This window comes from Gemmatimonadota bacterium, from assembly GCA_016719105.1.
Classification (GTDB): Bacteria; Gemmatimonadota; Gemmatimonadetes; order Gemmatimonadales; family Gemmatimonadaceae; genus SCN-70-22.
Window position 1 is genome coordinate 300,350 of record JADKAQ010000001.1, and the last position, 22,002, is coordinate 322,351.

Sequence of the window (22,002 nt, forward strand, 5' to 3'; positions counted from 1 at the left end):
CCGCCCCCTGTCCGCCGGAGCGGCAACCCGACCGTTAACTTATCCCGCTCGGCGTGTCGACCGGAGGCGACTCCTGGTGTCCGCCGGCAGCCGGGAGCGTCCCCGCGCCCCCTCCCTCCACCGCCATTCCCCGCATGCGACTCCAGAACTTCGCCCTCGGCCAGTGGGTGCAGGGCACCGGATCCGCGACCGATCTCTTCCACGCCGTCACCGGCGACAAGGTGGCCGAAGCGAGCAGCGCCGGTCTCGACTTCCAGGCGATGCTCCACTACGCCCGCACCGTCGGCGGCCCCGCGATGCGTCGCCTCACCTTCCATCAGCGCGCGCTGATGCTCAAGGAGGTCGCCAAGTACCTCGGCGAGCGAAAGGAGGCGTTGTACGCGCTCTCCACCGCCACCGGGGCCACCAAGGCGGACTCGTGGGTCGACATCGACGGTGGGATCGGGACGTTCTACGTGTACGCCAGCAAGGGGCGTCGTGAGCTTCCGAACGAGACGTTCTACGTCGATGGCGGTGCGGAGGCGATCTCCAAGGGGGGGACCTTCGTTGGGCGCCACATCTGCGTCCCGCTGGAAGGGGCGGCGGTGCACATCAACGCCTTCAACTTCCCCGTCTGGGGGATGATGGAGAAGCTCGCGCCGTCGTTGCTGGCGGGCGTCCCCTGCATCGTGAAGCCGGCCACGCTGACCTCGTACCTGACCGAGGCGGCGTTCCGCATGATCGTCGAGTCGAAGATCCTCCCCGAGGGCGCCATCCAGCTCATCTGCGGGAGCGCGGGCGACCTGCTCGACCATCTCGAGTGCCAGGACGCCGTCGCCTTCACCGGGTCGGCGTCGACAGGGCGGATGCTCAAGGAGTCGAAGCGCGTGGTGCACAACGCGGTGCGCTTCAACATGGAGGCCGACTCGCTCAACTGCTCCATCCTTGGCCCCGATGCGGTCCCCGGCACCGAGGAGTTTGACCTCTTCGTCAAGGAGGTCGTGCGGGAGATGACGTCGAAGGCGGGGCAGAAGTGCACCGCCATCCGCCGCACGATCGTCCCCGACAACGTGATGGGCGACGTGATCGCCGCGCTGCGCAAGCGGCTGGGCGACGTGAAGGTGGGCGACCCCACCGCCGAGGGGGTGAAGATGGGGCCCCTCGCCGGACGCGCGCAGGTGCGTGAGGTGGGCAAGGCGGCCGAGGGGATTCGCGCGGGAGCCGAGGTCGTCTTCGGCGGTGCACTCGGTGCGCTGGTCAACGCCGACGCCGAGAAAGGGGCGTTCTATCCCATCACGCTGCTCGCCTGCAACACACCGTTTGCCAACTCGGCACCGCACGACATCGAGGCGTTCGGCCCGGTCAACACGGTGATGCCGTACGCCACCGTCGACGACGCCATCGCGCTGGCGCGCCTGGGGAAGGGGTCGCTCTGCGGGTCGCTCTTCACCGCCGACCACCGGGTAGCGCGCGACATCGTCCTGGGGACGGCGGCGTACCACGGCCGGCTCTACGTCGCCAATCGGCACAGCGCGAAGGAGGCGACGGGGCACGGATCGCCGCTTCCGCACCTGGTGCACGGGGGGCCAGGGCGCGCGGGGGGCGGTGAGGAGATGGGGGGGATGCGCGGCGTGATGCACTACATGCAGCGCACGGCGGTGCAGGGGGCGCCGGAGACCATCACCCGCATCACGAATGAGTGGATTCCGGGTGCCAACCAGCCCACCGACCGCATCCACCCCTTCCGGAAGTACTTCGACGAGTTGGAGATCGGCGACTCGCTCACCACGCATCGCCGCACGGTGACCGAGACCGACATCGTCAACTTCGCTGGCCTGAGCGGCGACCACTTCTACGCCCACATGGACGAGATCGCGGCGAAGGAGTCGATCTTCGGGAAGCGGGTGGCGCACGGCTACTTCGTCATCGCCGCCGCGGCTGGGTTGTTCGTCGACCCGGCGCCCGGACCGGTCCTGGCCAACTACGGCATGGAGAACCTGCGATTCACCAAGCCGGTCTATGCCGGGGATACGATCCAGGTGAAGCTCACCTGCAAACAGAAGACGCTGAAGGAGACACCGGCCGATGGCGTCCCGCAGGGGGTGGTGGCGTGGGACGTGTGTGTCAACAATCAGGAGGGCGAGATGGTCGCGACGTACACCATCCTGACCCTCGTCGCCCGACAGTAGCCCGAGACGGGCTGCGGGGCGGCGTCCGTCCCGTCGGCGTTCTCCCCGAGCGCCGCCGCTCGCTGTATCGTTCGCCACAGCCTTTGCGCGACAGGATGGGAGTCATGACTACGACAATTCCCGTTGGCCATCAGCGCTTCGTCGTTCCGACCGAGCAGTTGGACGCGTTGGTGCTCATCATCGACGACGAGCCGCAGATTCGAAAGGCGTTGGCGCAGGTGCTCGAGGAGCGTGGCGCTCGTGTCCTCGACGCCCCCACGGGTGCCGACGGGCTGGCGCTGGCGGCCTCTCGCATGCCCGACCTCGTCATCCTCGACATCGGGCTCCCCGACATGGCGGGGGACGTGGTCTGCCGCGAACTGCGCGCGTGGAGCCAGGTTCCCATCGTGGTGCTCTCGGCACGGCACTCCGAGGCGGAAAAGGTGCGGATGCTCGACCTCGGCGCCGATGACTATCTCACCAAGCCCTTTGGGTCGGCCGAATTGGTGGCCCGCGTGCGGGCGCACCTGCGGCGCGCGACCGTGGTCGAGAGCGACCTGCCGGCGGTGATTCGCGCCGGGGACATCGAGATCGACTTCCATCGACGCGGGGCCTTTCGTGGTGGCGAGCGGTTGCACCTGACGCCGCTCGAGTGGTCGCTGCTGCGCACCATGGCGACCCAGGCCGGGCGCACGCTCACGCATCGCCAGCTGTTCGACGCGGTGTGGGCGCGCTCGCACGGGAACGCCTCGCAATACCTGCGCGTGTTCATCACGGCGCTGCGGAAGAAGATCGAGCCCGATCCGTCGTCGCCGCAGCTGATCGTGACCGAGCCCGGCGTCGGTTACCGTTTCGAGGTTCCCCGCTAGGGCGGGGCGGGGATCGGGAGGCGGCGCATGGCCGGATCGTCACGGGACTCCCTCGAGGTGGAGCGGGGGACCACGCGCCTCGAGCGCCGGGCCTCCTGGTTGGGCGGGACGGTGGCGTTGCTCCTGTTCGTGAGCGTGATGGCGCCGTACCGGACGACGGTCGACGAGGTGCACGTCGTCCTCCCGATGCTGCTACTCATCCTGCTGGCGAGTTCGATTGGCGGGGAGCGACTGGGCTTCTTCCTGGCAGGCGTGGGCTTCGTCGCCATCGACGTGATCTTCCAGCCGCCGTTTGGCCGCTTTTCGCTCAACAAGCCGCACGACCTCACCGTCCTCATCTCGTTCTTCGTGACGGCGGCGGTGGCCACCCGCCTGCTGTCCCGGGCGCAGTACAAGGCGGCCGAGGCACGGCAGCGCAGCACCGAGCTGCAACGCATGGCCGACCTGGGGGCCGAGATGTTGTCGACCTTGAGTCCCGCGGCGGCGGTGGAGCGCGTGGCGGTGGCGATGTGCGAGCTGCTGGGGGCGGAGCGGTGCATCATCCGTCGGGGGAGCGGGGCCGATGGTGGGGAGGTGGTGGCGTCGGTCCTGGTGGCCCCGCACGACGTCGCTCGCCAGGTGCAACCCGAGGCGCTGCACTTCCCGCTGCAGGCCGATGGCCTCGTGATCGGCGACATGCGGGTGGAGGGCGTGTCCACGTCGTCGCTGCGCGGGACGCGCGCCACCACGTTGCGCGCCATGGCGCAGTACGCCGCGCTGGGGCTGGACCGCATGCGGCTGGCGGCCGATGCGTCCCACGCCGACGCGCTGCGCGAAGCCGACCGGATGAAGGACATGGTGCTGGCCTCCGTGTCGCACGACCTGCGCACGCCGCTCACCACCATCAAGCTGCTCGCCGCGTCGCTCGTCAGGCGCGGCGACGGCGCCGCGCAGCAGATCGAGGAGGAGGCCGACCGGCTGTCGCGCATGGTGGGTGACCTGCTCGACCTCTCGCGGGCGCGGGCGGGGGAGATGTCGCTCGCCCTCGACGTGAACACGCTGGAGGACCTCGTGGGGGCCGCCATGCGGCAGCTCGCTCCCCTGCTGGGCGATCGCCGCGTGCAGCGCGTGGTCGTCGACGACGACGGCCCGCTGGTGGGACAGTTCGACTTCGTCGCCTCCATGCGCGTGCTCGTAAACCTGCTGGAGAACGCGGCGAAGTATTCGCCCTCCGACGCGCCGATCGAGCTGGTGGCACGCCGCGGCGAGGGAGAACTGGTCATCGAGGTGCGAGATCGTGGGGCTGGGGTGGCCGAGGAGGATCGCGAGCGCATCTTCGCCCCGTTCTTTCGCGCCAAGCACCGGTTGGCCGACGTGGGGGGGGCTGGGCTGGGGCTGGCGGTCGCGCGCATGCTCGCCGAGGCGCAGGGGGGGCGGCTCAGCCACGAGCCGCGCGCCGAGGGGGGGAGCATCTTCCGCTTCACGCTGCGCGCCCTCGACGCGAGCTTCGAGCCGGTCTTCGACGAACCCGAACCGGCCAGCTGATCGGTCGGGGGAGGGGGCAGTCGAGCGGGGGGGGAGCGTGCGGGGGAGCGGACCGGGGATCCGGCGCCGCGATGCTCGGCGTCGCGCACCCTTCGGTGGCGCCGTGGCTCGGCTGGCGGGCTAGATTGCCGGGCAGTTCGCGTCCCGCCCGACCACCGACTCACCGTTCCCGTCGCGTGCCTCGATTCTCCGATCGATTCGGGCAGTTGCCCGCCTATCCGCTCGCCCACGTCCCCCAGCGCAAGCGCGAACTGCTGCAGGCGGGGGTTGATGTCATCGACCTCGGCGCGGGCGACGCCGACCTGGCCGCGCCTCCAGCTGCAGTCGATGCGCTCCAGCGCGCGGCGGCCGTCCCGTCGTTCGGGCGCTACGGCTTCGGGATCGGGCACGTCCCCTTCCGCGAGGCGATCGTGGCGTGGATGGCGCAGCGCTTCGGGACGACGTTCAACCCGATGACCGAGGTCGTCCCGCTCCTGGGGTCCAAGGAAGGGCTGGCGCACATCGCTTTCGCCTATCTCGGGCGCGGCGATGTCGCCGTGATTCCGGAGCCCGCGTATCAGGCGTACCAGGGCGGGACGCTGCTGAGCGACGCCACACCGCACGTGTATCCGTTGCGGCCGCGTACCAACTTCCTCGTGGAGCTCGAGGAACTCCCCGCCGAGGTGATCGCGCGTACGCGCGTGGTGTACCTCAACTACCCGAACAACCCGACCACCGCGATCGCCCCGCGCGACTACCTGGAGCGCGTCGTGCGCTTCTGTCGCGACCGCGACGTGCTGCTCGTGTACGACAACGCCTACTCCGAGCTCGCCTTCGATGGCTACGTGCCGCCGTCCATCTTCGAGGTGGACGGGGCGCGCGAGGTGGCGATCGAGTTCCACTCGCTGTCGAAGACGTACAACATGACCGGGTGGCGGTGCGGCTGGGCGGTGGCCAAACCGGAGATTGCCGGGGCGCTGGCCAAGGTCAAGACCTTCGTCGACACCGGGACGTACATGGGGATCCAGGCGGCAGGGGTCGCGGCCATCGAGAGCTGGCGCGACTTCGTCCCGGGCAACGTGGCGATCTTCCAGGAGCGCCGCGACGCGGCGGTCGCGGCCTTTCGCGCGGCGGGGTTCGCGGTGTCGTCGCCCGCCGCGACGATGTACCTGTGGATCCCCCTCCCCGAGGGCATTCCGAGCAAGGCGTTCGCCGATCGCCTCATGAACGACGAAGGGGTGATCGTCCTCCCCGGCTCGGGCTTTGGTGCTGGCGGGGAGGGGTTCTTCCGGATCTCCTTCATCGTGCCGCCGGCGCGGCTGGCGGACGCCGCGCAGCGCGCGGGGCGAGTCCTCGCCCGGATGCGCGACGAGGGAGCGTCCGCCCCCGATCGCACGGGGTAGTATCCTGCTCGAATGGGGTCCCCCCCCCGTGCGCGGGGTGAGCACCCCGCTCGCCCCCTCTGAGGGGGACGCGCCCGTCGGCGCCGCACCGTCGCCGTCACACTGCCTCAACAGCCAGACCTGAACCAGGAGCAAGGGATGCGTATCAACCCGCGTGGACGCAGCGAGAACCTCGAGGATCGTCGTGGGGCGTCGAGCGGCGGCGGTGGTGGGGGTGGCTTTGGTGGTGGTGGTGGCCTGGGCGGCGGTGGACGCGGCTTCGGCGGCGGGAAGCTGGGCCTTGGCGGCATCGTCATCCTCCTCATCCTGAGCGCGGTCTTCAAGCAGGACTTCCTCGGACTGGCCGGCGGCGGTGCGACCGCGGTGCAGCCGGCGCCGTCGGCCGAGGCGGCGCCGATCAACGATCCGCAGGAGGAACCGCTCGTCCTCATGGTCTCCGCGGTGCTCGACAGCACGCAGAGCATGTGGTCGCGCGTGCTCCCCGAACTCGGCGCGGAGTATCGCGACGCCAAGCTCGTGCTCTTCCGCGACGCCACGGAGACGGCGTGCGGCTATGGCCAGTCGGCGACGGGGCCCTTCTACTGCCCGGGCGACGAGAAGGTCTACATCGACCTTGCCTTCTTTCAGGAGCTGCGCGATCGCTTCAAGGCCCCGGGCGACTTTGCCCAGGCGTATGTGCTCGCGCACGAGATCGGGCACCACGTGCAGAACATCCTCGGCACCAGCGGCAAGGTGCATCGCGCCCAGCAGCGCGCCAGCGAGTCGGAGGGGAACGCACTGTCGGTGCGCCTCGAACTGCAGGCCGACTGTTATGCGGGGGTCTGGGCCGCGACGGCGGCGCGGCAGGGGATCCTCGAAGCGGGTGACGTGGAAGAGGGACTCGGTGCAGCGTCGGCGGTCGGCGACGATCGCCTGCAGAAGATGGCGACCGGGCGGGTGAGCCCCGAGTCGTGGACGCACGGGTCGTCGGCACAGCGCATGGAGTGGTTTCGCCGCGGCTTCGACGGCGGCGACGCGCGCCGCTGCGACACCTTCTCTCGCTGACCCGGCGTGTGATGCGCCCTTCATCTCGTCGTGCGCTGGCGTTAGGCGGCGCGCTCTCCCTTCTGCTCGCGCCGCGCATGGACGCACAGACTCCACCTTCCGCTCCTGCGGCGCGTGCGCGCGCCCGCGACCTTGGCGTGGCACCGGGGATCTTCCGCCCCGGCGTGCAGAACGCGATCACCGACGTTGCGGGGGTGCGTGTCGGGCAGGTGACCGTCGTGGAGGGAGACCGCGTGCGCACGGGGGTGACGGCGATCCTGCCGCACGACGGCAATCCGTTCCTCGACCGCGTCCCGGCCGCGCTCCACGTCGGCAACGGCTTCGGCAAGTTGCTCGGCGTCTCCCAGCTGCGTGAACTGGGCGAGCTGGAGACGCCGATCCTGCTCACGTGCACGTTGTGCGTGTGGAAGGCGGCCGACGCCATGGCAGAGTGGATGCTGGCGAAACCTGGGATGGAGGGGGTGGGCTCGATCAACCCGGTGGTGGGTGAGACGAACGACGGTGGGCTGAACGCGATTCGCGAGCGGGCCATTCGCCCCGAGCACGTGCGGCAGGCGCTGGAGTCGGCGAGCGGCGGCGCGGTGGCCGAGGGGGCGGTGGGTGCTGGCGCCGGAACGATCGCCTTCGGGTGGAAGGGAGGGATCGGGACGTCGTCGCGCGTGCTGCCCGCGACGTTAGGCGGCTACACGGTGGGCGTCCTCGTGCAGTCGAACTTCGGCGGTGTGCTGCAGGTGATGGGGGCACCGGTGGGGAAGGAACTCGGGCGCTTTTCCTTCAAGGGCGACGTCGACGCCGAGCGCGGCGACGGCTCGATCATGATGGTAGTGGCCACGGACGCGCCGCTCTCGGACCGCAACCTCGAGCGCTTGGCCGCACGGGCGATTATGGGATTGTCACGCACCGGGTCGGCGGCGTCGAACGGGAGCGGGGACTACGTCCTGGCGTTCTCGACGGCGACCGGCGTGCGGCGCCAGCTCTCGCCCTCAGGGGGGCCGGCGGGGGGGAGCAACGTTCGCAAGCTGGACGACCTCGCCAACGACGCGATGTCGGCGCTCTTTCAGGGCGTGGTGGAAGCGACGGAGGAGTCGATCTACAACTCGCTGTTCGCCGCGATCACCGTCACGAGCAACGGTCGCACGGTCGAGGCGCTCCCGCTCGATCGCGTAAAGGAAATCCTGAGGAAGTACGGGGTCGCCGGACGGTAGCGCCTCACCTGTCGGCGCGTCGCGGTCTCGCAAGCGGCATTGCACCTGACTCGGCGCGGCGGCCACTCCCACACAATTGGCTGGCATCACCCCACCCGTCCGGGTGGGGTGTCGTCGTATTCATGAAATGCTTCGAACCCTTTCACCTCTGGAGCATTCATGAAATCCCGCTACGTCGTAGCCTTGCTCGGCGCCCTGGCGCTCGCCGCCGCCCCCTCTGCCGCGCAGCAGCCGGCCGAAGGGAAGTTCCTCGTGCGCCTTCGCGCCCTCTCGCTCACGCCGGCCGACAAGTCGGACGCGATCCCGTCGCTCTCGGTGCCGACCGATGCCATCACGGTCAGCAGCAAGATCTTCCCGGAAATCGACATCTCGTACTTCTTCACGAAGAACATCGCCGCGGAGCTCGTGCTCACGTATCCGCAGCAGCATGACGTCGAACTGTCGGGGACGAAGATCGGGACGTTCAAGCACCTCCCGCCGTCGCTGCTGCTGCAGTACCACTTCCTCCCGGATGCGACCTTCCGTCCGTACGTCGGCGCCGGCGCGAACCTGACGCTGATCTCCGATGTGCAGCTGGCGGTTCCGGGCGTTGGCGCGCTGGACCTCGAGGACTCGAGCGTTGGTGTGGTCGGGCAGCTGGGTGCCGACATCAAGGTCGGGCCGAAGCACTTCCTCAACATCGACATCAAGAAGGTGACGATCGGCTCCGACGTCCTGACCGGTGGCAGCAAGGTCTCGGCGGTGAAGGTCGATCCGTTCCTGGTGAGCGTCGGCTTCGGGATCCGCTTCTAGCCGACCGTCGGCCACGGCCGACCAGACGGGCTAGCTTGAGGGGCGACACGCGCGATACCGCGCGCCGTGTCGCCCCTCTCCTCGTTGGCGCGATCGTCCATCGCGGCGCGGGGTATGAACGCGGGTCACCTCCTCCCCCCGGAGCCCACATGCCGAGGACCCGTCGCTGGCTGTTGCTGCCGCTGTTGATGTGCGCCGCCTTTCCCGCCGCCGCGCACGCGCAATCGCGCGCGATCTCGCTCTGGTTAGGCGCCGGTCGCACGGTGTACAAGGACTCGATCTCGTTCTCGCCGCGCAATCTCGACGCACATGGGGCAGTGCAGCTCGACCTTCCGCTCTTCCCGGTGGCGCTGCGCGGCGACGTGACCTTCGCGGGTGGCGACTTTCGCGAGGGGCGCCGCAACGTGATCGCCAGCGCTGTCGTGCCGTTGCGGCTGCCGGTGATCCAGCCGTATGCGATGGCGGGGTACGGGATCTACGACTGGGGGAAGGGCGGGGAGGAGCGCGGCCTCTCGTACGGGGCCGGGGTGCGCCTGCAGCTTGGCGGCCTGGGGCTCTTCGGCCAGCTGCGGCGCCACGAGCCGCTCGACCGCTCCGTCGCGACGCTCGGCGTGGTATTCTAGTCGCACAGCGAATTGGCGCGCTCGCCCGTTCCTGTGGAGTCGCGCCTCGACGGCCCGACTCCCGAGGCGTCGCGCATCGCGCGCGGGTTCTCCCTGGCCATCACGCCCCCGCACCCCGTTCCGTCATGCCGATCGTCCGTTTCTCCGCGCGCCGGCACCACCGCGTGCTCGCCGCGGCGTGCGCCGTGGCCCTCGTCGCCCTGCCGCTGCCGGCGCAGTCCGTCGCTTCCCGCTACAAGGCCGTCGCCGATCGCATCATCGCGGAGTCGATGCGCGACAGCGCGGCGTGGAACCGCGTCGCCCTTCTGACCGAGACGCACGGCCACCGGCTGAGCGGGTCGCCGCAGCTGGAGCGGGCGATCGACTGGATCATCGCCCGGATGAAGGAGGATGGGCTGGACAACGTGAAGGGCGAGCCGGTGATGGTGCCGCGCTGGGTGCGTGGCGAAGAGTCGGCCGAGATGATCCTGCCGCGCCGGGCACCGCTCCCGATGCTGGGGCTGGGTGGGAGCATCGGGACCCCCGCGTCGGGGATCACCGCCGAGGTGATGGTCGCCTCTTCGTTCGCCGATCTGGAGAAGCGCGCCAGCGAGGCCAAGGGAAAGATCGTCCTCTTCACTTTCCCGTGGACCAACTACGGGGAGACCGGCGCCTACCGCCGGCAGGGGGCGATAGCGGCGGCCAAGGCCGGCGCGCTCGCGTCGCTCATTCGCTCGGTGACGCCGTACTCCATGCGCACCCCGCACACCGGGTCGATGGCCTACGACACGACCGTGCGAAAGATCCCGCACGCCGCCCTCGCCCCCGAGGATGCGGACATGATCGCGCGCATGGTGGCGCGCGGAGAGAAGGTCGTCGTGAAGCTCACGATGTCGGCGCAGACGCTCCCCGACGTGCAGTCGCGCAACGTGATGGGGGAGATCCGCGGGTCGCAGTTCCCTGACGAAGTCATCGTCATGGGCGGTCACATCGACTCGTGGGACGTGGGGCGTGGTGCGATGGACGACGCCGGCGGCGTGGTGGCGGCGTGGGAGGCGTTGCGCGTCCTCAAGCGGCTCGGCCTCACACCCAAGCGCACCATCCGCGTGGTGGGGTGGACCAACGAGGAGAACGGCATGCGCGGTGGCAACGCCTATCGCGATGCGCACAAGGCGGAGCTGGACAACCACCTGCTGGCGATCGAGTCCGACGGCGGCGTCTTCAAGCCGCTGGGCTTCGGCTTCACGGGACCCGACGCCGCCTTCGCCACGCTTCGCGACATCGGCAAGCTGCTCGACCCGATCGGGGCGGGGCAGATCACCAAGGGGGGCGGTGGCGCCGACATCGGGCCCATCATGGCGCTCGGCGTTCCCGGGATGGGGCTCAACGTGGATGACTCGCGCTACTTCTGGTTCCACCACACCGATGCCGACACGGTGGACAAGCTCGACCCTCGCGAGGTGGCGCAGTGCGTGGCGACGTTGGCGGTGATGACGTACATCGTGGCCGACATGCCTGAGCGCCTGCGTCCGGCGGGGCGCTGACGTCGGGGCGCTGACGTCGGGGCGCTGACGTCGGGGAGCACACCACCGCTTGGGGGATTTCGACTCCCTTGCACGCCCTGAAAGTCGTCCACAGTTTCAAGCGTTCCGATTTCGGGCGCGACTTCGGTCGCGCCCGTTTTCAGTGATCCAGGCGACGGGTCGTCCGGGAGGAGTGTGCCCCGGCCTTGGCCGCCGGTTCGCCGCAATTGCGAGGTGTGGATGGCCAAGCAGGAAGCGATCGAACTCGAAGGGACCGTATCGGAAGTGCTCCCCAACGCGACGTTTCGCGTCACGATCACCGGGGGGCACGATGTGCTCGCCACGTTAGGCGGGAAGCTGCGCCAGCACCGCATCCGCATTCTCGCGGGCGACGCGGTGCGGCTGGAGGTGTCGCCCTACGACCTCGCGCGCGGCCGCATCACCTTCCGCTACAACACGGGCCGCGCCCAGCCGAGCGGCGGCTAGATCCGACGCGTCGCTCCCCGCACCGGCCGCCCCGACGTGCGGCCGGGCGATCGGGTGTCGCGCGCTTTCGTGCCTTCTTGCGTTCGTGCGCTCGCACCGGCGCCCGGCGCGCTACGATCACTCTCGACATGTCCCGCGTTTGTGGCGCGCGCCGGCCGCCCCGTCGGCGGGCCCGCGTCTCGGTTCATGACCCGGTCAGGTCGCGTCGGCGTCGAGCACCGATCGTCCGAGCAAACCGCCGATCGCGAGTACGACGAGGAAGACCAGGCCGCCCAGCGCCAGCATTCCGAACGACTGCGAAAGCGCGCGTCCCGTGGGCAACTGCGACACGAGGAGCGAGTCGATCGCCACGCCATCTATCGCCGCGGTCGTTTCGAGCCGCACGAGGAACTCCCCGTCGTTTGGGGCCACGACGGTTCCGAGCGTCTGCCGGATGCGATCGTTGCCGACGTCGCGCGCCGGCTGTCCCGTGGGCGACGCGGCGATGGGCGTGGCGGCGCGCGAGTTGATGTCGATGACGCGCGCGCGGTCGAGGGGGAGGCGCGCCAGTCGTGCGCGGTCGCCGACGACCTCCACGCGGTAGCGCCGCCCGCCCTCGAGGGTGAGGTGCAGGTCGCCGCCCAGCGGCGCGGCCGCCACGAGCGTCGCCGTTCGCCCCGCGTCGGCACGGCGCGCTTGCTGCCGGAGGAGGACGATCCCGCCCGTCGCGATGGCGACCAGGAAGTAGAGCAGCCAGCGCCGGGCGAGGCGGTCGCGCCATGGCGTCCCGTCGCGGCTCATTCCGACCACCGCCTAACGAACGTGGTGCCTGCTCGCGCGGGCGCCGGGCGCCGGCCGGGGCTCCGGCGCGCCGCTGGCATAGTGCGCTTGCGCGCCGCTGGCATCGTGCGCTGACGCGCATCGGGCAGGGTGCACCCGAGCGGGGCGGTGTGGTGTGCGCATCGCAGGTCGCGACGATCGGAAGACGGCATGCGTGAAAGTGGCGTCGCCGTGGGCTACTTTACAACCGCTGGTGCGCGTCGCCGAACCTCGAGGCCTTGCCTCGCCCCGCCTTCCGCCCGACGAATGGACGCCTCAGACGCCCCCGCTCCCCCCCTCATCGACATCGCCGAACGCGAGGCACCTGGGACCCCCCTGCTGCCCACGCTCCCCGCCAGCATCCCGAGGCGCGGCAGCTCCGTGACGTGCCTCATCGGGCGCGTGGGACTCCGCCTCTTCGGCTGGAAGGTCATCGGCAACTTCCCCGACCTGCCCAAGGGGGTGATCATCGTCGCCCCGCACACGTCCAACTGGGACTTCATCGCCGGCTTCTGGGCGTACCTCGCCCTCGACCTGCATTGCAACTGGTTCGGGAAGCACACGATCTTCGCCTGGCCATTCGGGGGACTGTTCCGGCGCTTTGGCGGGATCCCGATTCATCGCGAGAGCAAGTCGGCGACGCAGGTGGTCGACCTGTTCGCCGAGGAGTTTGCCAAGCGCCCGCAGATGTACCTGGCGATCGCACCCGAGGGGACGCGCAAGAAGGTCGCCGAGTGGAAGAGCGGCTTCTATCGCATCGCGATGCGCGCGAACGTCCCCGTGATCCCGGTGGCGCTGGACTATCGCCTGTCGCGCGTGATCCTTGGTGCGCCGTTCACCCCGACGGGGGCGTGGGAGCGCGACATCGTGCGCATCAAGGCGCTCTTCGACGGCATCACCGCGCGGATCCCGGACCAGTTCTAGTGGCCGGGCGCCGCCTGCGGCTGACGGCTGGCGCGGGCGGCGCGCGCCGGCGGTGCCGCGGGGCGGGGTTGCTGCTGGCGGGGCTCCTCGGTTGCCGCGATCCCCGACCGGCCATCCCGGCGCAGGGCGCCACCCTGGGCCAATGGGTGTGGAGCGCGCGCGATTCGTCGCTCCTGGTCGCGTCGCGGAGGGAGTTCCCGGCGCTGCGCGCCGGCGTCTGGCTGGCCACGCTCTCGCGGCGCGGCGACTCGCTGGTGACCGCCCTCGGGCGCCCGCTCGACGCCAGCGTCGGGGCGGACGCGTCGGTCGTGATCCGCCTCGACGACTCGTTCTCGACCTGGTGGGGAACGGAGTCCCCGGACACCCTCGCGGCGCGCCTCGAGCCCCGCATCGCCCGCCTGCTGCAGCTGGCGGAGCGCGGCGGCGGGGCGCGCCCCGTGCAACTCGACCACGACGCGCCGGTGGCGCGACTCGCCGAGTATGCGGCGCTCATCGCGCGCCTTCGCCGACCGGGCGGGGTCCTGCACGATCACCCACTTTGGATCACCTCGCTCGTGGCGCACCTGGCCGACCCGGGCTACGGCGCCCGCTTCCGCCCGCTGGTCGATGGCCACATCATCCAGCTCTTCGACACCGGTGAGCGGCACACCATCGCGCGGGAGCGCGAGCTGCTCGCGCGCGCGGAGCGGGCGGCGATGCCGTTCCAGCTGGGGGTTGGGGCGTTCGAACGGCGCCTGACGAGTGGCCCGACGACGCACCGCGCCTGGTTCGACGTGCTCCCCCGGGCGGAGGGCTCGCGCTGGTATCGCGGCGCGTGGATCTTCCCCGGCGGCGCGGCGTACCGCACGTACCTGCACCGCTGACGACCCAGGCACTGCATGACGAGGCTGCACCCCGTGAGTCCCATGCCCCGCGTTCCCCAGTCGACGTCCTCTGCGTCGCCGCATCGCGCGCCCGGACGACGATGGCTCGCCGCGCGGGCGCTCGCTGCGCGCACGACGTGCCTCCTGGTCGCCCTCGCCGTGCCGGTCTATCCGTGTGGCGGACCGGAGTTCTACGAGATCGACGCGCCGCTCCTCACCGCCGACGCGCATCTGCAGGCGGTCGAGGTCGTCGATGACTTCGACTTCCGTCCTCGCGCCGAGTTGCGCTTCCTCTATCCGTTTCTCGCGGCGGGCACGCCGCGCGCGAGCGCGATGTGGTCGCATGCCTACGCCGACGGTGCCTGGAATCGTCCCGCGAAACTCGACACGTTGGAGGCGCTGTCGCTCGAAGGGCCGGTCGCGGCGTTCGAGCGCGCGGGGGGAGGTGGCGACGCGCGCGAGCTGTCGCGCACCGCTCGCGCCCTGGTCGACGCCGCGCTCGACCTCCCGGCGGTGGTGGCCGACGAGTATCAACCGTCGGTGCGTCGCGCGGTGGAGGCACTGGAACTGCTGGCGGCTCCGGGAGGAGCGTCGGCCCTGAGGCCGGCGGTCGTGCAACGATTGTATTCGGCCGACTCGCTGCCGGCGCCGGACACGCGCGCGCTCCCCGCCGTGGCGCAGGAGGCGCTCACGGTGCGCGCCCTCGCCCGCGACTCGCTCCCCGCGTGGGGCGAGGCCCACCCGCAGTCGGCGCGCGCCGGTTCGCTGCAGTTCGTCGCATTGCAGCTGGCGATGAAGCGCGGGATCCCCGACGGATGGGCGCACGACATTCGCGACTCCGTCCCCGCGGAGCGCTGGCGTGACTTCTCGGCGATGCACGACGCATGGATGCGGCGCTTTCCCCAGCACCCGCTCGCCCCGTGGGTCACGCTCTCGCGCCTCCGCCTGGCCTTCCTGGCGGGCGACACGGCGACGGCCTGGAACACCGCCCTCGCGATGTATGGTGCACACCCGCCGCGCGCCCTCGACGAGATGCGCTACCTCCTGCGGCAGTCGATGTACCCCCCGTCGCTGGACGACCCGCGGATCGACGACGTGCTGCGCGCCGCCCTGCTGGGTGAAGTCCGCATCGACGGCGAACGCTGGCGACGCGAATGGGATCGCGCCGCGACCGCGAGCGCGCCGTGGGCGCTCGCGACGCGCGACCGACTCATGTGGCACGCGGCCCGTGATTCGACCAATGCGCTGCGATTGCCGCCCGCCGCACTCCGCGCCCCCGCGGCGGCGTTGACCCCGCTGGGCGGCGTGTTGCGGCTGGTCGCCCTGGTGCGTGCGGGGCGCGTCGCCGAGGCGATCGCGCAGGCCGACTCGCTCGGCCGCGATTCGTTGGCGAGCGATTCGCTCGTTGCCCCGATGCGGATCCAGCTGCTGCTCGCGGCGCGGCGCTGGCGCGATGCCCTGGATGCCCCGGGCATCGACCCGTCGGCGCGTCAGTACCTGGTCCGAGTCCTCGCCCCCGATTCGGTGCTGGCGTCGCTCGCGCGTGGCGGCAACCCCGCGCTCGCGCTCGAGGCGCGGCGCACCACGGCCACGCGTCTCGCGGCGCTCGGGGCGTGGGGCGCCGGCGCTGCGGCCTTGGGGCCACGCGAGTCGACGAAGGCCACGGCGTGGCGACGCGTCCAACCGCTCGCGGCCGACAGCACGCTCGCCGGTCGACTCGCCTTCGCGCGCTACATGCGCGCCCAGAACGGGAAGTTGTTCTGGGGGAACGACAAGGTCTGGTACCGTTCGCTCAACTGGCGGCTGCGTTCGGTCGGCGACACGGTGTACCGCGGCTTCAACCCGATTCTTCCATGGAGCGCCGACGACGAAACGCGCGCCATCGGGCGGCACTTTCGCGACGGATTCGAGATGTATCACGCGATCAAGGGCTATGCCGACTTCCTCGCACGCGCGCCACGCTCGGATGCGCGTCGTGCCGCGGCCCTCCGCGAGGCCAACCTGACGTACAATTGGTTGGTGAACTGGGACAACAACAACTCGCCGTTCTGGGCCGACGCGCTCGAGGCGGAGGGGATCGGACGGACGATTCGCCAGGCGGGGCGGCGCTAGCCGGCGTCGTCCCCCGGCCGGCGGACATCCGGCATCCGTCGTTTGTCGCCCTTCGCTCTGGTCCTTCCGCGAGTCGCTCGTCAACTTCTCCGGGCCCGTTGGGCGCGCGGCAGGGCGCGCGCCCCCGACGCCAGGTCATCGGCGCCGGCGATCGCTGGTCGTCATGCCAACCGGGGTGGTCACATGTGGTACGCTCGTTCCCGTCGCGCGGTGATGCCGCGTGTCGTCGCGCTGCTGGCCGGCGCTTCCGCCTTCCTCTCGCCGGTCGCCGCGCGCGCGCAGGGGACGCCCACGACGTCCGCGGCGTCGGGCGCCCGCGGCCCATTGCGGGAGCTCGACCCGTCCGACGTCGCGTTCTGGAAGACGATTCGCAACGCGACCACCTCCTTCGACGGCAAGTGGTTCGCCTACGTGCTCGCCCCTAACGAGGGAGACGCCGAGGTCATCATTCGCCCCACCGCCGACGGGGGCAAGGAGTGGCGCTTCCCCATCGGCGAACCACCGGCAGCGGCCGGCTTCGGAGCGGTAGGGGAGCCGCCGCTCGCGATCTCGGGTGACGGGAAGTGGGCGCTGTTCACCACGTATCCCAAGTCGGTCGAGGCCAAGAAGCTCCGCAAGGACAAGAAGCCGCTGCAGAACGGCGCCGTGCTGGTGAACCTCGCCACTGGTGAGAAGCGCGACTTCGAGAAGGTGCGTCGCGCGACCTTCGCCGGCGAGCGTCCGAGCTGGGTCGTGATGCATCGCTATAACGCGGAGGGCACCAACGCCGCCGAGATGATCCTGGCCGACTTGCGCAGCGGGACGCTGAGCACCGTGGGAGGGGTCGGTGAGTTTGCACTCGACGACAGCGGCACCTGGCTCGCGTGGTCGAGCGAGACGAAGGACCTCGTCGGCAACGGCCTGCAGCTGCGGAATCTGGCAACCGACGTCGTGCGCACGCTCGACAGCGAGAAGGCGCTCTACCGCCGCCTGGCGTGGAGCGACAGTGGGCTCGCGCTCTCGGCACTGCGCGGGCGGCCGGACAGCGCCGCCAGCGACACGGCGTACGCGGTGGTGGGGTGGCCTAACGCCACGGTCGCGGCGCCGAGCAAGGTGACGTATGCGGCGGCGTCCGACTCAACCGGCTTTCCGCTGGGGATGCGGATCTCGCCCGATCGGGCCCCGCGCTGGGCGACCGATCGCTCGGCGCTCTTCTTCGGGATTGCCACGCGTCGCACCGGCCCTGACTCCAAGACGCCGCGCCCCGACGTGCGCCCGGTGGCGGGGGTCCCCGGGGCGATGCAGACTCCGGCGGGGGTCGGTGGAACCGACGACGACCTCCCCTCGCTGGTGATCTGGCATGGCAAGGGCGACCCGCGGCTGCAATCGCAGCAGCAGGTCGAGGAGCAGCGCGACAAGACGTTTTCGTACCTCGCCGAGTATCGCGTGACGGAGCGGAAGTTCATCCGGCTCGCCGACGATGAGGTCCGCGACGTGACGCTCACCCCGCGCGAGCGCTTCGCCGTGGGGAGCGATCGCCGGGCCTACGAGCGTCGCGATGCGATCGATGGCGGTCAGCGGCGCGACCTCTACGTCATCGACCTCACGACGGGGGCGCGGACGCTGGCGGTGAAGAGTGCGCGCTGGAACTGGCAGCCGTCGCCGGATGGTGCCAAGGCGCTTTACTACGACGACGGCCACTACCACGTGTACGACCTGGTGGCCAAGGCGACGCGCAACCTGACGGCGGGGGCCCCGACGACGTTCGTCGACACCGAGGATGACCACAACGTCGACCGCCCGCCAGTACAGCCGTTAGGCTGGGCGAGCGACAACCAGCACGTGCTCCTGTTCGACAACTGGGACGTGTGGAAGGCGCCGGTGCGCGGCGGGGCGCTGGTGAACCTGACCGGCAACGGGAAGAAGGACCGCATCCGCTACACGCGCCGTCTCGTCTTCAACCCGAAGGAGAAGGGGATCGACCTCGCGCGCCCCATGTACCTGCAGACGTACGGCGAGTGGACCAAGAAGGAAGGGCTGTCGGTGGTCACGCCGGCCAGAGCGGGGGCGCAGTCGCTGCTGTGGGACGACGCCAAGTACTTCGTCTCTCGCGCCCGCGATGCGGAGACGTGGGTCTTCACGCGGCAGACGGTGAAGGACTTCCCGGACTACTGGGTGAGCGAGAAGACGCTCGCGTCGCCGCGCCGCCTCACGGAGGCCAATCCGCAGCAGAAGGAGTTCGCCTGGTCGTCGGGGGCGCGCCTGGTGGACTATGTGAGCGACAAGGGCGACACGCTGCAGGGGGCGCTGTACCTGCCGGCCAACTACGAGCCGGGCAAGCAGTATCCCACGGTGGTCTACATCTACGAGAAGCTGTCGCAGGGGCTGCACCAGTACGCCGTGCCCAACGAGACGCGCGCCTTCAACCCGAGCATCTACACGTCGCGCGGGTACGCGGTGCTGCAGCCCGACATCGTCTACAAGCTCAACGACCCGGGGATGTCATCGGTGTGGTGCGTGGTGCCGGCCGTGAAGGCGGCGATCGCGACCGGGATCGTCGACCCGACCAACGTCGGGTTGCACGGGCACTCGTGGGGCGGGTACCAGTCGTCGTTCCTGGCCACGCAGACCGGGACGCTCTTCAAGAGCATCGTGACCGGCGCCCCGCTCACCGACATGGTGAGCATGTACGCCTCGATCTACTGGAACACGGGGACCGCCGACATGGCGATCTTCGAGAGCTCGCAGGGGCGCTTCAAGGGAAGCGTGCAGGAGAACATGGAGGCCTACCTCCGCAACTCGCCGGCGTTCCATGCCGACCAGGTGCAGACCAAGCTGATGATCCTGCATAACGAGAAGGACGGCGCGGTCGACTTCAACCAGGGGATCACCTGGTTCAACCACCTGCGCGAGCTCGACAAGGACGTGATCCTGCTGCAGTACGTGGGCGAGAACCACGGGTTGCAGCTGCCGAAGAACCAGAAGGACTACACCATCCGCATGCGCGAGTACTTCGACCACTACCTCAAGGGGGCCCCAGCCCCCGATTGGATGGTGAACGGGGTCCCGCGCCTCAAGATGGAGGATCACCTCAAGAGCCGGCAGAAGAAGGACAAGATCGCCTCCTGAGTCCGTGGCGGCCCCGGCCGACGAGCCCCGCGGGGCGGCGTGCGGGCCAACCGCTCGCCATGCGTGACGAGGCGCAGCACGACGTGAAGGGCCGTCCCTCGGGGCGGCCCTTCACGCGTCGTGGTGCCGGGAAGCCCACTGCCGGGAGTTAGGGACGTACACCACGCCCCGCGTCGACGGCAGCGCCACTGCACGTCGTCGCCTGTCGCTCCCTGTCACGCCCCGGCGGCGCTCCGTCCCCGCGGTGAATCCCGGCGCGCGGCCGTGACGTCTGACCGCATACGACGCCGGCGCACGCAAGGTGACGTGCGACGACGATTCCCTATATGGAGGTTCCCGCCATGCGCCCTGCCTTCCGCTATCTGTTCAGCGCGATCGCCCTTTCCGTGGCCGCTGCTCCCGCGCACGCCGACCAGGCGATGGTCGCCCTCGGCCGTGTCCCCGCCGCCGCCACCCTCCGCCCGGCCCCGGACACGGTCAAGCTGCAACGCCTCCTCGCCGAGGCCGACGATGCCAGCGTCAACGGGCGTGATGCCCAGGCCAAGCGCATCTACCGCACCCTCGCGCAGGAGCAGCGATCGGCCAACGTGTACGCCGGCACCGCGCTCTGGCGCCTCGCCGCGATGCAGCTCTTCACAGGCAAGACGATGGACGCGGCCCGGACGCTCGAGGAGACCGCGGCGGAGGCGGCGCGCTTCGGCGATCCCAGCATGGAGCTGCGCGCGACCTTCGAGGCGGCGATCCTGTGGCAGAAGGTGAAGCGCCACGACCTCGCGATGACGCACCTGGAACGCGTGCGATGCCTGTTGCAGTCGCCGGTCATCGACGACGAGATCAAGCGCTCCATCGAACGTCGCATCGTGGACTGACGCACGAGTCGTGGGGGCCGGCGCCGCGCCGCGCCCCCACGCGCTCAGCGTGTCGCCTAACGCGGGTCGGGCGGCGCAACGCACGGCGCTCGTTCCAACGCAGCACTCGTCAGGCGAGCCGCCCGCCATGTCCGGGCGCGAACGTCGTCGATCAGCTCCCGCCGTAGCGTTCGGTGCGGATTGACTGCGCCGGGACGCCGGCCCCGACCAGGAGGTCGGCGACCGAACCCACGAATCGCTGGGCACCGCACACGAACGCGTGCCGTACCGGCTCGCCCAGGCGAGCCATCATCTCGGCAACGATCGATGCGTCGATCCGCGCGGCGAAGTCGGACGATCGGCGCGGTGCCTGCCGCGTGAGGGCGAAAGAGACGACGAGGCCCCGTTGCGCCTGCTCGTGTGCCAGCAGCTCCTCCCCAGCGATGACATCCTCCCAGCTGCGGGCCGAGTAGAGGAGCGCCATCGGTGATGGTGCGGTGACGTGCGCCCGTTGGCGCACCATCGAGAGGAACGGCACGACCCCCGAGCCGCCAGCCGCAAGGAACACCGCCCCCGGTTCCTCGGGGCGCCAGGCGAAGTGCGAGGCGGAGGGACCACGAATCTCAACCGTGTCGCCGGCGGCGGCGACCTCGTGGAAGAAGGGAGAGACCTCGCCATCCCCCAGCAGCTCGATCACCAACTCGAGGGTCCCCTCGGCCGCGGGGGGGGACGCGATGGAGTAGCTCCGGTGCGTGCGGTATCCGTCCTCCGCGGTGAGGCGGACGTCCGCGTGCTGCCCGGCGAGAAAGGGGCGCCATCGCTCCGGTCGCAGCGTGACACTCACGACCCGGCTCGTCAGGCGACTGACCGCCGTGATCGTTGCCGGCTGCCACGGCTCGCGTGCGACGCTCGGCGCGCGCTCGCCCGTCGTGCTGGCGCCGTCAGTCATGGGTGAAGCGCTGTTCGCGCCACGGATCGCCGTACATGTGATAGCCACGCAGCTCCCAGAAGCCCGCCTCGTCGTGCGCGGTGAACTGCAGCCCGTGGATCCACTTGGCCGACTTCCAGAAGTAGAGGTGCGGGACGACGAGGCGCGCGGGGCCGCCGTGATCGGCCTCGAGAGGCCGGTCGTCGAAGTGGGTCGCCACCATCGCCTTTCCACCGATGACGTCGGCGACCGGGACGTTGGTCGAGTAGCCGTCGTACGAGTGCGCGAGCAGGTAGGCGGTCGGAGCTGCAATGCCGGCCGCGGCGAGGATGTCGTCGACCAGCACCCCTTCCCATCGTGTGTCCAGCTTGGACCAGGTGGTGACGCAATGGATGTCGCGGGTATAGCGCGAACGAGGGAGCGCGTTGAACTCATCCCACGTCCACACCTGCACCGGCCTGGGACCCACCTTGAGCGTGAACGACCAGTCCGCCGTCGCGACGTGAGGCGTCGGCCCCGCCGAGAGCACGGGAAAATCGGGGACGAGATGCTGTCCAGGGGGAACGCGGTCGGCGTGATCGCTCGCCGGTCGTCGTCCAACGAAGCCGCGGGTGGCCATCGAGAAGTGCTCCAGTGAGTGCCCGAGGAAGCGTGCCGCGGATGATGAGCGCGGGGCGGTGCGTGCGGGGCGGTGCGTGCGGGGCGGTGCGTGCTCGGCGGTGCTTGGTGGTGCGCAGATGGCATCACCACGCTCCATGCCTGATCAATACGTCGGGGCGACAAAGCGTTCGCGTGGTGTGCGGCACGCGGCACCGGGCGCGCTGCTCGGTCGAGGGCTACCGCCGAC

The 22,002-nt window shown here is 70.2% G+C and carries 18 protein-coding genes; 15 read left to right on the forward strand and 3 right to left on the reverse strand.

Annotation, left to right across the window (positions count from 1 at the left end):
• Nucleotides 1-134: 134 nt before the first annotated feature.
• From paaZ to infA, 10 genes are all read left to right on the forward strand, one after another.
• Nucleotides 135-2,168, forward strand: a complete 2,034-nt coding sequence (gene paaZ, locus IPN47_01275; protein ID MBK9406679.1) for a phenylacetic acid degradation bifunctional protein PaaZ — start codon at nucleotides 135-137, stop codon at nucleotides 2,166-2,168.
• A 104-nt stretch (nucleotides 2,169-2,272) separates the two neighbouring features.
• Entirely contained in the window at nucleotides 2,273-3,016 is a 744-nt protein-coding gene (locus IPN47_01280; protein MBK9406680.1) for a response regulator transcription factor, read from the forward strand.
• Nucleotides 3,017-3,043: 27 nt separating this feature from the next.
• A complete protein-coding gene (locus IPN47_01285) occupies nucleotides 3,044-4,540 on the forward strand; it encodes a DUF4118 domain-containing protein (protein MBK9406681.1) in 1,497 nt (498 codons plus the stop codon).
• A 176-nt stretch (nucleotides 4,541-4,716) separates the two neighbouring features.
• Nucleotides 4,717-5,922: an aminotransferase class I/II-fold pyridoxal phosphate-dependent enzyme gene (locus tag IPN47_01290; protein MBK9406682.1), complete on the forward strand. Its 1,206-nt coding sequence runs from the start codon at nucleotides 4,717-4,719 to the stop codon at nucleotides 5,920-5,922.
• 138 nt (nucleotides 5,923-6,060) lie between these two features.
• Nucleotides 6,061-6,966: a zinc metallopeptidase gene (locus IPN47_01295; protein MBK9406683.1), complete on the forward strand. Its 906-nt coding sequence runs from the start codon at nucleotides 6,061-6,063 to the stop codon at nucleotides 6,964-6,966.
• Nucleotides 6,967-6,977: 11 nt separating this feature from the next.
• Nucleotides 6,978-8,171, forward strand: coding sequence for a P1 family peptidase (locus IPN47_01300; protein MBK9406684.1), 1,194 nt, complete (start codon nucleotides 6,978-6,980; stop codon nucleotides 8,169-8,171).
• A gap of 159 nt (nucleotides 8,172-8,330) precedes the next feature.
• On the forward strand, nucleotides 8,331-8,963 hold the full coding sequence (locus IPN47_01305) for an OmpW family protein (GenBank protein ID MBK9406685.1): 633 nt from the start codon (nucleotides 8,331-8,333) through the stop codon (nucleotides 8,961-8,963).
• 149 nt (nucleotides 8,964-9,112) lie between these two features.
• Nucleotides 9,113-9,586, forward strand: coding sequence for a hypothetical protein (locus IPN47_01310; GenBank protein MBK9406686.1), 474 nt, complete (start codon nucleotides 9,113-9,115; stop codon nucleotides 9,584-9,586).
• 125 nt (nucleotides 9,587-9,711) lie between these two features.
• On the forward strand, nucleotides 9,712-11,109 hold the full coding sequence (locus IPN47_01315; protein MBK9406687.1) for a M20/M25/M40 family metallo-hydrolase: 1,398 nt from the start codon (nucleotides 9,712-9,714) through the stop codon (nucleotides 11,107-11,109).
• Nucleotides 11,110-11,328: 219 nt separating this feature from the next.
• The gene (gene infA, locus IPN47_01320; GenBank protein ID MBK9406688.1) at nucleotides 11,329-11,574 is read left to right on the forward strand and encodes a translation initiation factor IF-1; all 246 of its coding nucleotides are present in this window, start codon (nucleotides 11,329-11,331) and stop codon (nucleotides 11,572-11,574) included.
• A 195-nt stretch (nucleotides 11,575-11,769) separates the two neighbouring features.
• Here the strand turns inward: infA and IPN47_01325 are convergent, their stop codons facing one another.
• On the reverse strand, nucleotides 11,770-12,354 hold the full coding sequence (locus IPN47_01325; GenBank protein ID MBK9406689.1) for a hypothetical protein: 585 nt from the start codon (nucleotides 12,352-12,354) through the stop codon (nucleotides 11,770-11,772).
• 285 nt (nucleotides 12,355-12,639) lie between these two features.
• Here IPN47_01325 and IPN47_01330 point away from each other — a divergent pair, with 285 nt between their 5' ends.
• From IPN47_01330 to IPN47_01350, 5 genes are all read left to right on the forward strand, one after another.
• On the forward strand, nucleotides 12,640-13,296 hold the full coding sequence (locus tag IPN47_01330; GenBank protein MBK9406690.1) for a 1-acyl-sn-glycerol-3-phosphate acyltransferase: 657 nt from the start codon (nucleotides 12,640-12,642) through the stop codon (nucleotides 13,294-13,296).
• A complete protein-coding gene (locus IPN47_01335) occupies nucleotides 13,296-14,159 on the forward strand; it encodes a hypothetical protein (protein MBK9406691.1) in 864 nt (287 codons plus the stop codon). The genes IPN47_01330 and IPN47_01335 overlap by 1 nt, the downstream gene beginning before the upstream one ends.
• A 42-nt stretch (nucleotides 14,160-14,201) precedes the next feature.
• Entirely contained in the window at nucleotides 14,202-16,271 is a 2,070-nt protein-coding gene (locus tag IPN47_01340; protein ID MBK9406692.1) for a hypothetical protein, read from the forward strand.
• Nucleotides 16,272-16,484: 213 nt separating this feature from the next.
• On the forward strand, nucleotides 16,485-19,379 hold the full coding sequence (locus tag IPN47_01345; GenBank protein MBK9406693.1) for a S9 family peptidase: 2,895 nt from the start codon (nucleotides 16,485-16,487) through the stop codon (nucleotides 19,377-19,379).
• Between the two features lie 341 nt (nucleotides 19,380-19,720).
• Nucleotides 19,721-20,248 (forward strand): hypothetical protein, encoded by a 528-nt coding sequence (locus tag IPN47_01350; GenBank protein MBK9406694.1) that lies wholly within the window; start codon nucleotides 19,721-19,723, stop codon nucleotides 20,246-20,248.
• Between the two features lie 151 nt (nucleotides 20,249-20,399).
• Here IPN47_01350 and IPN47_01355 read toward each other — a convergent pair whose 3' ends face one another.
• Together IPN47_01355 and IPN47_01360 are read right to left on the reverse strand one after the other, a co-directional pair.
• Nucleotides 20,400-21,176 (reverse strand): oxidoreductase, encoded by a 777-nt coding sequence (locus IPN47_01355; GenBank protein MBK9406695.1) that lies wholly within the window; start codon nucleotides 21,174-21,176, stop codon nucleotides 20,400-20,402.
• Nucleotides 21,169-21,774, reverse strand: coding sequence for a sulfite oxidase-like oxidoreductase (locus IPN47_01360; protein MBK9406696.1), 606 nt, complete (start codon nucleotides 21,772-21,774; stop codon nucleotides 21,169-21,171). Before IPN47_01360 ends, IPN47_01355 begins: the two co-directional genes overlap by 8 nt.
• Nucleotides 21,775-22,002: the final 228 nt, after the last annotated feature.